The sequence below is a fragment of the Pedobacter metabolipauper genome (genome assembly GCF_004362715.1).
GTDB lineage: Bacteria > Bacteroidota > Bacteroidia > Sphingobacteriales > Sphingobacteriaceae > Pedobacter > Pedobacter metabolipauper.
The window spans coordinates 708,501-721,701 of sequence record NZ_SNYC01000004.1 but is presented as its reverse complement, the minus strand read 5'-3'; the positions used below and the strand labels follow the sequence as shown (position 1 = coordinate 721,701).

The 13,201-nt window shown below is 41.2% G+C and carries 14 protein-coding genes; 9 read left to right on the top strand and 5 right to left on the bottom strand.

All coding sequences use genetic code 11. The annotated features are described in order from the left end of the window. Nucleotides 1-4: 4 nt before the first annotated feature. The 5 genes from ATK78_RS09845 to uvrB all read right to left on the bottom strand — a co-directional run bounded on the left by ATK78_RS09845 (nt 5) and on the right by uvrB (nt 6,235). Nucleotides 5-856 (bottom strand): UDP-2,3-diacylglucosamine diphosphatase, encoded by an 852-nt coding sequence (locus ATK78_RS09845; RefSeq protein ID WP_133575913.1) that lies wholly within the window; start codon nt 854-856, stop codon nt 5-7. A gap of 237 nt (nt 857-1,093) precedes the next feature. Beyond that, nucleotides 1,094-3,559: a glycosyltransferase family protein gene (locus ATK78_RS09840; protein WP_133575912.1), complete on the bottom strand. Its 2,466-nt coding sequence runs from the start codon at nt 3,557-3,559 to the stop codon at nt 1,094-1,096. Between the two features lie 87 nt (nt 3,560-3,646). After that, nucleotides 3,647-3,904 (bottom strand): DUF4834 family protein, encoded by a 258-nt coding sequence (locus tag ATK78_RS09835; RefSeq protein WP_133575911.1) that lies wholly within the window; start codon nt 3,902-3,904, stop codon nt 3,647-3,649. A gap of 94 nt (nt 3,905-3,998) precedes the next feature. Then, nucleotides 3,999-4,199 carry a YwbE family protein gene (locus tag ATK78_RS09830; RefSeq protein ID WP_133575910.1) on the bottom strand — a complete coding sequence of 67 codons (201 nt, stop codon included), beginning with the start codon at nt 4,197-4,199 and terminating at the stop codon, nt 3,999-4,001. Further along, nucleotides 4,199-6,235, bottom strand: coding sequence for an excinuclease ABC subunit UvrB (gene uvrB / locus ATK78_RS09825; protein WP_133575909.1), 2,037 nt, complete (start codon nt 6,233-6,235; stop codon nt 4,199-4,201). Before uvrB ends, ATK78_RS09830 begins: the two co-directional genes overlap by 1 nt. 138 nt (nt 6,236-6,373) lie before the next feature. Here uvrB and upp point away from each other — a divergent pair, with 138 nt between their 5' ends. From upp to ATK78_RS09780, 9 genes are all read left to right on the top strand, one after another. Then, on the top strand, nt 6,374-7,018 hold the full coding sequence (gene upp / locus ATK78_RS09820) for a uracil phosphoribosyltransferase (RefSeq protein ID WP_133575908.1): 645 nt from the start codon (nt 6,374-6,376) through the stop codon (nt 7,016-7,018). Nucleotides 7,019-7,042: 24 nt separating this feature from the next. Continuing rightward, complete coding sequence (locus tag ATK78_RS09815) at nt 7,043-7,732, top strand: YjjG family noncanonical pyrimidine nucleotidase (RefSeq protein WP_133575907.1); 690 nt, start codon at nt 7,043-7,045, stop codon at nt 7,730-7,732. A gap of 9 nt (nt 7,733-7,741) precedes the next feature. Then, entirely contained in the window at nt 7,742-8,257 is a 516-nt protein-coding gene (locus tag ATK78_RS09810) for a DinB family protein (protein WP_133575906.1), read from the top strand. Between the two features lie 75 nt (nt 8,258-8,332). Next, nucleotides 8,333-8,743, top strand: a complete 411-nt coding sequence (locus ATK78_RS09805) for a hypothetical protein (RefSeq protein ID WP_133575905.1) — start codon at nt 8,333-8,335, stop codon at nt 8,741-8,743. Between the two features lie 14 nt (nt 8,744-8,757). Next, the gene (locus ATK78_RS09800; protein ID WP_133575904.1) at nt 8,758-10,098 is read left to right on the top strand and encodes a flippase; all 1,341 of its coding nucleotides are present in this window, start codon (nt 8,758-8,760) and stop codon (nt 10,096-10,098) included. A gap of 126 nt (nt 10,099-10,224) precedes the next feature. Further along, the gene (locus ATK78_RS09795; RefSeq protein ID WP_133575903.1) at nt 10,225-10,851 is read left to right on the top strand and encodes a class I SAM-dependent methyltransferase; all 627 of its coding nucleotides are present in this window, start codon (nt 10,225-10,227) and stop codon (nt 10,849-10,851) included. A gap of 5 nt (nt 10,852-10,856) precedes the next feature. Next, nucleotides 10,857-11,501 (top strand): class I SAM-dependent methyltransferase, encoded by a 645-nt coding sequence (locus ATK78_RS09790; RefSeq protein WP_133575902.1) that lies wholly within the window; start codon nt 10,857-10,859, stop codon nt 11,499-11,501. A gap of 30 nt (nt 11,502-11,531) precedes the next feature. Further along, on the top strand, nt 11,532-12,299 hold the full coding sequence (locus tag ATK78_RS09785; protein ID WP_133575901.1) for a class I SAM-dependent methyltransferase: 768 nt from the start codon (nt 11,532-11,534) through the stop codon (nt 12,297-12,299). 2 nt (nt 12,300-12,301) lie between these two features. Further along, entirely contained in the window at nt 12,302-13,201 is a 900-nt protein-coding gene (locus ATK78_RS09780; protein WP_133575900.1) for a sugar transferase, read from the top strand.

Below are 13,201 nucleotides of genomic sequence, written 5' to 3'. Positions count from 1 at the left end.
ATCGTTAGGCAATTTCTAATTTAATCTTTTGAAGGAGTGTATTGATGTCCAGTTTACTGTGCAGATCTTCACTGTCAGATAAAATACCTTCCTCTACTTCGTCCTTCTGGAAATCTTTCTGATCATATCGGAACACGCTCCATGCTTTTTGATGATATTCCAAAGCGGTTAGATTTTCTACCCAGTCGCCACTATTCAAATAGGTAACTTCCCCTTCTTCCGTTTTAATATTCCGAAAATCGGGCTGGTGAATGTGTCCGCAAACCACATACTGGTATCCTTTTTCAACGGCCAGTTCGGCTGCGGTTTGTTCAAATTTATTAATAAACTTAACGGCATCTTTAAATTTGGCCTTAATCTTTTTGGAGAAGCTCATTTTTTCCCTTCCTACCAATCCGAGTGCCCAGTTTACAAAGCTATTGATGAGGATCAGGGTATCATACCCTACTGCACCCATCTTTGCCAGCCATTTAGAGTGCTGCATGGTTACGTCAAAAACATCTCCATGGAAGAACCATGCTTTTTTTCCATCAAGTTCCAGGATCAGTTTATTTTGAAGATGGAAAGCTCCAAGATGCATATCTGCAAATTTGCGAAGCAGCTCATCGTGATTTCCAGTCAGGTAATAAACGGGTACGCCTTCGGTAACAAACTTCATGAGTTTGCGTACTACTTTCATATGAGATTCTGGCCAGTACCTTTTACTAAACTGCCAGATATCTATGATATCGCCATTTAAGATGATCATTTTAGGCTTGATGCTTTTCAGATATTTTAACAGTTCTTTAGCGTGACAACCGTAGGTACCCAGGTGCACATCAGAGATTACTACAATTTCTACTTCTCGTTTAGACATCGTCATCTTCCATAGTTAGTTCAAAAGGGCCAAAGAAGAATACCGCGATTGCAATGAGGCAGACAATTAAAAACAATTCCGGCATAGGTATTAGTTTATTCTACAAAAATGCAAAAGGTAGATTAACAAGGTGTTAACAAACTATTATTAATTAAATAGGGCCGATGTATTGTACACCGGCCCTATTTAATTATTTCATGCCTTTGATTGCCTTCTGAACCTGTTCAGAAGACCCCGTTAAACCGCCAGCTTTTTCTTTTTGTTCTCGCTGTAAACGGCAAATGCTAAAGCTGCAATCAGCAAAACTGATCCTACCAGGGAGATCTTTTCTCCGAGATAGTAAGAAACGGGTTCGAATTTAAATTCTACTTTATGATTTCCTGCTTCGAGCTGTGCGGCACGAAGCACATAATCAGCCCTGAAATACGGTTTCTTAACGTTATCTACATACATGTTCCATCCTTTATCATAATAGATTTCGGAGAACACAACAATGATATCCCTTGGTGCGCTATAAGAATATACCAGATGATCGGGGTGATAGCTATCCAGTTTAATGGATGCTGTTGGATCGGCTCCAACATTCTTGGTATCGATCAACTTTTCATATTGCTGATCAACGATTGCTTCTTTTTTAGGATCAAAGCTGCTTATGGCCTGCATTTCCTGATCGGCATCTTTAACGATCTGTACGCTTGGCACAATCCAGGCATGGCCTGCTGCTGTAGGATTACGGGTCATTTTAACCGATTGTGTTTGCGGATCCTGGGTAATGATATATTTGGTATTCAGCATATCCAAAGCATCCTGGTTGATACTTTTTGTAAATTGATTATCAATTAGTTCCTGGAAGCGTTTTAGTTTAGCCGCATGGTAACCACCAATTGTTTTGTGGAATGCGGATGCACTTGCATCCTGAAACGTAGAGATACTTAAATCAAGCACTCTAAAATCAGGGTCGGTATCTGCCGAAATGAAACTATCAACCTCCCTTGGTTTAAAATAATCTTTAAGGTCGCTTTTGGTTGCGAAGTTGTCATTGTTCAAATACCGGCGATCTATTTGCCACATATCGATCAGTATTGCTGCTCCCAATAAAATAACAGCCACATGAACGGTCATTTTCTTAGTTAAGAATGCCCAGATCAACGCATAAGCAATGGCAATAAAAAGAAGGGTACGCAATGCATCTGTGCGTGCAAGATCTGCACGGTCTTTAATTAATGCATCGATGATGCTTTGTGCTAATCCGTTGTTGTTTTGAAAAGCCTGTGTTAAGCCTTCCAAAAGTTGCTGGTTACCAGAGTTTGTGAAACTAAATAATGCGGTTGGCATTAAAGCGACCAGCAATGTAAAGCCACCAGTAATTGCGGCCGACCAGGTTAAGCGCTTAATGAGGTATTTTTGGTCCAACCCGGCAGTGTATGCTTCTTTAACTGCAATTATTGCCAGGATTGGAACCATGAGCCCAACCATTGCCAGAATAGACTCTACGGCCCGGAATTTATTGTATAACGGGAAATACTCGAAGAACAGATCAGAGATTAACGGGAAGTTTTTCCCGAATGAAAGGAGCATAAACAGGATGGTTACGCTAAGTATCCACCATTTAAAGCGACTTTTTACAATGAACAATCCAAATACAAATAAGAAACAGATGATGGCACCGAAATAATACGGACCTGAGGTTATTGATTTCTCACCCCAGTATACCGGCATCTGTTGTGTTAGCCCTAATGCCTGATCTGGTGCTAATCCTATTCCAGAAGCTGCTTTGAATACATTTGATTTATCGTCTAAACGGGTACCGGAGCTTCCACCATACAGGTTGGGAATTAAGAAAGTGAAACTTTCTCCAACACCCTGGCTCCAGCCATAGGCATATTCTTTAGATAGTCCATTTTTTTCTTCGGCGGCATCTGTAGTCAGATTGGACTTACCCCGGTTTGATTCCTGACCATATTCGTAGGTAGTCCACAGTTTACTTGCATTTACCATAAAAGAGAGCATCATGGCTACAGCAAGGAAGGCTATTGCCCGCCCAAAACCAGCCAGTTTCTTGTCTTTGTAGGCGTGATAAACCTCTATGCCAATAAAAATCAGCAGGGCGATCATCAGGTAGTACGTCATCTGAATGTGGTTTGACCGGATCTCAACAGCGAGGAACAGTGCTGTTAAGCTGGCGCCCAACCAATATCTGCCCCGGAGTGTGAGTATGACACCTGCAATTATAGGCGGGCAAAAAGCAATTGCCAGTGCTTTATTGCTATGACCGGGGGCTAAGATAATGAAGTTATAGGATGTAAATGCAAAGGCTATGGCACCCGCGGCGGCAAGCCAGGGGTTAACTTTAAGTACACAGAACAGTAAGTACGCACCTAAAAGGTATAATAATACGGCATCAACCGGATCCGGAAGCACTGCTTTTATAAAATTAATCACATAAGTGGCTACATTTAATGGATGTTGTACCCAAATCTGGTAGGTTGGCATACCGCCAAACATTTGATTGGTCCACAGTGGACCTTTTCCATCTTTCTCTTTGTACTGCATGATTTCTGTAGCAGTAGCTTTTGCCTGCAGCACATCACTTTGTGCAGGAGCTTTACCTTGTAAAACAGGGCTGAAATAGACAAAACAGATGATTATAAAAAATCCAATAATGGCAAGATGTATGCCATTTGCTTTTAACCAATTATTCATTAAGGTTTGTTTAAGATTAAACTAATCCCAAAAATATAAAATTGATACAGATTAGAAAGGAATTTTATTGATTACCGTCAAATTCCTTTATTTTATCTCTTCATAATCTACAAAATCGCCTAGTTTATCTGCATTTCCCGATTTGGGTTGTGGCGGCATGTAGTCGATAGAGATTGATCCGTCAGGCTCTGAATTCTGACGTTTGGTCTGCTGGGCATTGTTTGCTGCTTGTTGCTGAACTTTACTGAACATGTTTTTGATCACTATTGGAAATACCACACGCAGGATTACACGAATGATATAAAGGATCAATAATATAATTAAGAAATATTTTATAAATGCCATTTTAATTCTTTTAATAGTTACAAATATGACGGAACTGCAAATTATTTATTACAATGCCGTCCTGTTTATTGCAGAACAATTACAATGCCGCGACCTATTCTTCTTCTGGAACAGACGCTACCCTGCCTACTTGTCCATCTTCCAGACGAACTTTGATACCTCTTGAATGGTATGGTGCCGAGGTAAGCAGATTGGCTACAATACCACGGGTAAGATTGCCATTCCGCTGGTCTTTTTTAAGGATAATTTCTACTTCCAATCCGGGGTAGATGTCTTTTCTATTTTTTCCGTCCATTATTTATTAAATCTTTCTTCAAATACTTTTTCCATTGCAAACATCTCATCGCGTAATCTAGCTGCCATCAGGAAGTCCATGTCTTTGGCGGCCTTTGCCATTTCTTTACGTGTCTTGTCAATAGATTTCTGCATTTCTGGCTTGGTCATATATTGAACAATAGGGTCTGCAGCCATACTTACTTCATCAACCTCCACATATGCTTTGGCACGGGTTGCGTTTCCGGAGAAGTCAAGCATTGCGCTTTGTTCCATAATTGCCTCTCTGCTTTTGCTTACTGTTTTTGGGGTAATGCCATGTTCCAGGTTGTAGGCAATCTGTCTCTCCCGTCTGCGGTTGGTTTCATCCATGGTTTTTTCCATAGAATCTGTTATTTTATCGGCGTACATGATTACGCGGCCCCTGTCATTACGTGCTGCTCTGCCAATGGTTTGTATGAGCGAGCGCTCTGAACGAAGAAATCCTTCTTTATCGGCATCAAGAATTGCTACAAGGGACACTTCGGGAAGATCCAGTCCTTCTCTTAGCAGGTTAATTCCAATGAGCACATCAAATTCGCCCAGCCTAAGTCCTCTTAGGATCTCTACCCTTTCCAGGGTTTTTACTTCCGAGTGGATATAGCGGCATTTGATATTTAAGCGGTCCATATACTTGGTAAGTTCTTCGGCCATTCTTTTGGTTAGGGTGGTAACCAGGATCCTATCTCCCAGTTTAATGGTTTCATGGATCTGTTCCAGCAAATCATCAACCTGGTTTATTGCAGGCCTTACCTCAATGAGCGGATCCAATAACCCTGTGGGTCTGATGACCTGTTCAATTACAATTCCTTCTGATTTTTGGAGCTCATAATCTGCCGGGGTTGCGCTTACATAAATGGTTTGCGGTGCAAGGCGTTCAAACTCATCAAAATTAAGCGGCCTGTTGTCCAGTGCAGATGGCAGGCGGAATCCATATTCTACGAGTGACATTTTACGTGACCTGTCACCACCATACATGGCCCTGATCTGGGGCACGGTTACGTGACTTTCATCGATGACCATTAAATAATCATCAGGAAAATAATCCAGTAAGCAGAATGGGCGCATTCCAGGAGAACGTCCGTCAAAAAAGCGGGAGTAGTTCTCAATACCGGAACAGTAGCCCAGCTCTTTCATCATTTCAATATCGAAATTTACCCGTTCTTCCAGGCGTTTGGCTTCCAGGAGCTGCCTGTCACCAATCAGCTGATTTTTACGGATCTCCAGTTCTTCCTGGATCCCCCAGATGGAGGAATTAAACCTGTCTTTAGGGGTAACAAAAAGATTGGCCGGATAAATGGCCATGTCTTCGAGTTTCTCCAGTGTTTTTCCGGTTACGGGATCTATTACACTGAGTTCTTCCACATCATCACCAAAGAAAGAAACGCGGTAGGCAGTATCCAGATAGGCAGGAAAAATATCAACGGTATCTCCCTTTACCCTAAATGTTCCTCTCTTAAAGTCATTGGTTGTGCGTGCGTACAGAATTTCTACCAGACTGTGCAGAAATGAATTTCTGGATATGCGGGTACCTACAGCGAACCGGAATACGGATCTTGAAAAATCTTCCGGATTACCCATACCATAAATGCAGGAGATGGAAGAAACGACAATTACATCTCTCCGGCCAGACATCAGTGCAGACGTGGTTCTTAAACGTAGTTTCTCTATTTCTTCATTGATGCTCAGATCTTTTTCTATATAGGTATTTGTACTGGGCATAAATGCCTCTGGCTGATAATAATCGTAATAAGAGACAAAATAGTTGACTGCATTTTCCGGGAAGAACTGCTTAAATTCTCCATAGAGCTGTGCGGCCAATGTCTTATTGTGGCTTAATATTAAGGTTGGCTTTTGAGTTTGTTCGATTACATTGGCTACGGTAAATGTTTTACCGGAACCGGTAACCCCCAAAAGTGTCTGATAATGTTCTTCGGCATTTACACCAGAAACCAATTGTGCAATGGCGTTAGGCTGATCGCCTGTAGGTTTATAATCTGAAACAATTTTAAACTTCATATATTCAAATTTACACAAAAACCATGCAGAATAAAAATGGCAGACTAAGAGGGCTGCATTCCGGCAAAATTAAATTATCGAAAACAATTCTATAGTTTTTGATCTTAAACCATTATATATTTAACTTATCTTAGATAGATGATATTTGACCTCAGTAAAACCAATTCACTTGCCAACGTTTTTATTGCAGAGCTACGCGATGAGCAGCTGCAAAAAGATGCGATGCGTTTTCGCAGGAACATGGAACGTATTGGTGAATTTTTTGCTTATGAGATCAGTAAAACCCTTGAATATACCACTACAGAAACACAAACCCCACTAGGTATTGCCCCTACGGTAAAGCTGACACAGCAACCGGTTTTGGCAACAATCTTACGTGCGGGATTACCTTTGCACCAGGGATTATTGACTGTTTTTGACCAGGCACAATGTGCATTTATTGCAGCTTACCGCACGGCACATAAGAGTGGTCGTTTTGATATCAAGCTTGAATATACGGCCAGCCCCGATCTTACCGATCAGGTTGTAATTATGGCCGACCCGATGCTGGCAACAGGTGCCAGCATGGTGCTTTGTTGCAAGGAACTTTTACGGAAGTATAAAATCAAAGAATTACATATTGTTTCTGTGATTGCCAGTACAGAAGGGGTTCGGCATGTTCGCGCAAATTTACCTAAAGCGAAGTTGTGGCTGGGTGCTATTGATGAAGAGATGACCAGTAAGGCGTATATTGTGCCGGGATTGGGGGATGCCGGAGATCTGGCCTACGGCCTTAAAATCTAGGCGTACAACCCTGAAATAAAACACATGATCAAACATATTTTTTTTGATTTAGACCATACCATTTGGGATTTTGACCGCAATGCGCAGGAGACCCTGAATGAACTGTTCCATTTTTACGAACTTGAGAAGATTGGATTAAACTCTGCTGCCGAGTTTATCGACATTTACACGGCGAACAACCATGCACTATGGGCAGAGTACCATCTTGGAAACATCACGAAGGAAACGCTAAGGTCTGAACGCTTTAGTAAAACATTTATTCAGATGGGTGTACATCCGGAAAAGGTGCCGCATCAGTTTGAAGAAGATTATGTACGAATTAGTCCGACGAAGACCAACCTTTTCTTAGGTTCTGAAAAGGTACTGGCCTACCTGCAAAAGAAATATACACTGCATATCATTTCTAACGGCTTTAAGGAAACTACACTGACCAAAATGGATCTCTCTGGCCTGAACCCCTATTTTACGAACGTCATTATTTCTGAAGATGTTGGCGTCAACAAGCCGAACAAAGCTATTTTTGAATATGCCTTAAACAAAGCTGCTGCGCAGAAGCATGAGAGCATTATGATTGGCGATAGCATTGAAGCGGATATCAGGGGTGCCCAGCAATTTGGAATTAAAGCCATTTATTTTAATCCGCTGGCAAAGGAGAAACCTGAAGATGTAGAATGGCAGATCAGCAGTCTGGAAGAACTACTACTCCATTTTTAAACTGGCAAGATGGGTATAGCCAGGGATTTTAAGCATATTGTTGAGGTAGTAACGGACTATAAGGAAAGGTTAAACACCATCAATGATGCCGTTTTTGAACTTAGCCCTCCAACTGGAGGATGGAGTTTTAGTGAGGTGTATTTTCATATTTTAGATGCGAGTGTGCTGACCTTAGATGAAATTAAAGTTTGCACAAACGGCAATGGCAAGAGGAAAGATACCGCATTTATTGTAAAGCTGATCCTTTTTTTGGGAAGCTTACCACCGGGGAAAAAATATGAGGCTCCTAATAACCTGGCCGAGCGGTTAAAAAAGATCAATAAGACTGAAGCGATGGAACTGGCAGATCATTTTCTTTTTTTGCTAACTGAAGAATATCCCAATATCAGGCATGCAGACCAGGGAGTGAAAACCCGGCATCCAACAATGGGGTATTTAAATGCAGCACAATGGCTCCGGTTTATGAGGATCCATTTGGAACATCATGTTAAACAATTGGACCGGATTAAAGAAAGCCTCAAATAATTTACATCTTTGTGTTTATAATTTCGTCAACTATTGCGTTATTTATCCCTTATACGGTTTAATCAGACAATCTATATGAGAAAGTTCCTTTACATCTGCCTTTTTGCTTCGGTTTTTACCGCTTGCCAGTCCGGCACTGCTAAAAACGAAATGGTTATTATACCGACACCTAACGGTGTACCTTCTGCATCTTCTATGCCGGTTCAAAATACTGCTGCCCCGGTTCAGAATGCAGCTGCGGATGGAGAGAAACCTGTAAACAATCCTGCACATGGACAACCATATCATGACTGCACCATTGCGGTGGGTGCTCCGCTGGCTTCTGTTCAAGGCACACCAGTACAAACATCAGCTCCTGTTCCTGCTGTAACGGCTAGCCCGGTACAGGCACAACCTGCATCTGCAGCACCTGGCGTAAAGCTCAATCCTGCACATGGAGAACCCGGACATAGCTGCAAAATTGCGGTGGGCGCACCATTAACCTAACCGGTATTTTATAGATGAAGATCCCAAAGATCCAGGGTTTTGACCAGGATGCTCTTGAAAAATATGTAAAAAATACCGGCTGGCTAATGATTGCGAGGGTGGGTAGTCTGGGTATTAAAATATTAGTTGGCTTTGCACTTGCGAATTACCTTGGTGCTTCCCAACTGGGTATCCTGACTTACCCCACGTCCTTTGTTACTTTTTTTGTTGCCGCAGCAGCTCTTGGTGTTGATGGTTTTGTAACGCGTGAGCTACTTCGTTTTCCTGAAAAGAAGAACGAGCTAATGGGTACAGCTTTCGTTTTGAAAGTTACTGGCGGATTGACTATTATTCCTTTAATTTACTTTGCCTATTTAGTTTACAGCAGCGTTAAGCCGCTTGAAACTCCATTTTCTTATATCCTGATTCTGAGTTTTACTGGAATTTTACAAGCTTTTAATATCATTGACAGTTATTTTCAGTCGAGAACACAGGGAAAGTATATCATGACAGTGCAAATTGCGGGAAACCTAATTTCTGCTGCTACGAAATTGCTGCTGATCATTTTGGGTGCAGGTTTAACCTGGTTTGTATTTGCGCTTCTATTTGATGTTTTATTGCTTGCCGCTGGCTATTTATACATTTATCAACGTAACGGCGGTTCTATTCTGAACTGGAAATTTGAAGGCACAATTGCGAAGTTTCTTTTAAGAAATTCATGGCCGCTTGCATTCTCTGCGGTTTTGGTTTCCATATATATGAGTATTGACAAGCTGATGGTTGAGTATTACCTGGGAAAGGCAGAACTGGGAATATATGGTACGGTGGTAAGTCTCGCTGAGTCCTGGTATTTTATTCCGGTAGCGATTGTGACTTCTGTTTTTCCGGCAATTATGAATGCCCGAAGGGATGACCTGGTCCGCTACCAGCGCCGGATGCAGAATATGTATGACCTGATGGTGTGGATTAGTCTGAGTCTCGCTATATTTATGACTTTTGCCGCTTCGCTGATCTATCGTATTTTTCTGCCTAAATTTCTTAGCGGCGCTCCTGTTCTTTCCATACATATATGGGCTGGTATTTTTGTATTCTTAGGCAGTGCCAGCGGCCAGTTTCTTATTGCAGAAGGCTATATCAAGCTTTCTATGATGCGTACGGCCATGGGTGCAGTGGTTAACATTGTGCTGAACATTTTCTGGATTCCTAAATATGGAATAGCCGGTGCAGCCTATGCCACCCTGATTGCCTATTTTGTTTCTACCTTCTGGATCTTACTTATTCCTCAAACCAGGCAGCAGGGTATCATGATGTTGAGATCCTTATTTCTAATTACGCTTTTCCAAAAAATCTCTGCCCGGAACAGTCTGCAGGAGTAACCACAACTTTCAATATTTACAGCTATATATTAGCTTTTTTCGTTTAACCTTTTAACTTTGATGCTGAATTGATGCATACATATAGATTTGCAGCGTTCATCATACCGCTAAAACCATTAAACATAGATGAAATCCTTAAGACAGGTAGTTAGATCAATTGTATTTAAGCCTAAAAATATACTGGATACCATCCGGTTAAAATCCAGGATCAAGAACAGTACCGGTAAGATACAGATTATTATAGGTTCAGAAAAAACTGCTTATGCCAACTGGCTGCCTACTAACATTGAAAGTTTAAATTTACTGGAGATCAGTTCTTTTGAGAATCTGTTGGGCGATAAAAAAGTGAGCCGGTTTCTAGCTGAACATGTTTTTGAACACATTACGTATGCTGATGCTTTAATTGCATTAAAAAACTGCAGCAGGTTTATGGAAAAAGGTGGCACCGTAAGGATTGCTGTTCCTGATGGCTTTCATCCAAACCCGGATTACATCGAGATGGTAAAACCAGGTGGTTTTGGAGAAGGCGCACATGATCATAAATTATTATACGATTATAAGAAACTTGGTAAAGTTTTTGAAGAGGCTGGCTTTAAGGTTAACCTTTTAGAATATTACGATGAACAGGGTTCTTTTCATTTTAACGAATGGAACAGCGAAGACGGACATGTTATCCGGTCTAAACGATACGACAAGCGTTTTAATGAACCGCTGGGCTATTCTTCTCTCATTGTTGACGGCATAAAAGATTAAATAAATTGAAGAATAAATTATCACCCCTCACATTGCTTGACCCAGGCAAACTAAAAGTACTTTTATCTCTTGGCTTTAAAGGATACCTGGCAGAAAAAGGCTGGTTTGGCGCGTATAAAACCAAATCTGCTATTGATGAAAATGGCAATGCCATACCCTGGGTTACTTATTCCTTTATTGATCTTGTAAAAGGACGCATTCATAAACAGCACGATATATTTGAATTTGGCTCTGGCAACTCTACTATATTTTATGCACAGCTTGCGGGTTCTGTATATTCTGTAGAACACGACAAGGATTGGTATGAAAGAAGCGCAAAGATTAATATGGCTAATGTGAAAATGATCCAGTGCGACCTTGTTCCTGACGGCGATTATTGCAGGAGTGCTGTTGCCACTGGTAAAAAGTTTCACCTCGTTATTGTAGACGGTCGTGACCGGGTTAACTGCTGTAAACAGGCTGTTGGGTCTTTAACTGACGACGGCATCCTGGTTCTTGATGATTCTGAAAGATCCGAGTATTTAGAAGCGCATCGTTTTATGAAAGCCAATGGATTCAAAAACCTTCCTTTTTCCGGAATGGCGCCTGGTGTTATTGTTTCAAAATGTACTACTGTATTTTATAAATCCAATAATTGTTTAGGTATTTAACCGCTTACGCTTAATCGTTAACCACACAAAATGGCAGTTGGAACAAATAACATCATTGAGGCCTATAATGACTTCTATACCGGTAGCGATACCGAATGGAGAATGATGGGTGCAAGATCTAAAGCACGAAACCTGGTTGAGGTTTGCCGGGACATTAAGCCTTCTAAGGTGCTTGAAGTTGGTGCCGGAGATGGAAGTATTTTACATTATCTTAATGAATGGAACTTTGGAGAGGAACTCTATGCGCTTGAAATTGCAGACAGTGGTATTTCATTAATCCAGAACAGAAATCTATCCAGGCTTAAAGAAGTAAAGAGTTTTGACGGGTATACCATTCCTTATGCTGACAATACCTTTGATGTTGTTATTTTGGCGCATGTACTGGAGCATGTGGAGCATGAGCGGTTATTGATTAGGGAATTGAAACGTGTTGCACGTTATATTGCCGTTGAAGTTCCGCTGGATTACCGGTTTGGTGTAGACCGCAGAATGAAGCATTTTCTGGATTACGGACATATCAATATGTATACGCCTACCCTGATCCGTTTCCTGCTGCAAAGTGAAGGTTTGGCTATCATGGCAGAGAAGACTTCACTTACACCTGTTGATACGGTAAAGTTTTGTGAGTTTAATGTGCTGAAAAAACCAAAAACGTTTGTTAAAACGATAAAGATTGAGCTTGAATTTGGTATCAAAAAATGGCTGGGTTTTCTGTTGGGTAAAAATAAAACGGAACAATTTGGCAATGCCTATACCGTTCTAACTGAAAAGTCGACACAAACACTGCAAATATTTTAAGCATGCAAACCTTTGCCCCTATCGCATTATTTGTTTATAACCGTCCGCAGCATACCGCGAGAACACTTAAATTCTTACAGCAGAATGAGCTGGCGGCTGAAAGCCGCTTATTCATCTTTTCTGATGGTGCGAAAGGCAAATCTGATGAAGATGGTGTATTAGAAGTACGGGAAATCATTAAAAATGTTGAGGGCTTTAAATCTGTTGAGATTATAGAACGTGATGTGAATATGGGTCTTGCAGAATCTGTTATTGCAGGGGTTAGCAAGCTGGTAGAAATGTATAAGCAAGTGATTGTTTTTGAAGACGACCTGATCAGCTCTCCATATACCTTAATGTACTTTAACGAAGCTTTAAAGAAATATGCTGCCGAAGATCAGGTGATGCATATTGGGGCTTACATGTATAATTTAAAGGGTACTGAATTGCCTGAAACATTCTTTTACAGGGCAGCCACCAGCTGGGGATGGGCAACCTGGGAAAGGGCCTGGCAACATTTTGAACCAAATATTGACACCTTAATGAGTCAGTTTGATCCTGCCAAAAAAAGTGCATTCTCTATAGAGCATACTATGAACTTCTGGAAGCAGATGCAGGATTTTAAAAGTGGAAGAAATAATTCATGGGCCATTCGCTGGTATGCTTCCATCTTTTTAAAAGGAGGCTTAACGCTTAACCCTTCGCAATCACTGGTTAATAACATTGGGCATGATGGCACCGGGATCCACTCCGGGATCAATGACATTTATAATGTGATCATCAATCCAAAACCAATCAGCCAATATCCGACTGAGATTATTGAAGATCAAGCTGCATATCGTGCCATTAAGGGCTTTTTAGCAAACCGGAAGGGTAGTTTATGGCAACGCATTAAACGATATGTTACTGAGCGCTTAAAATAG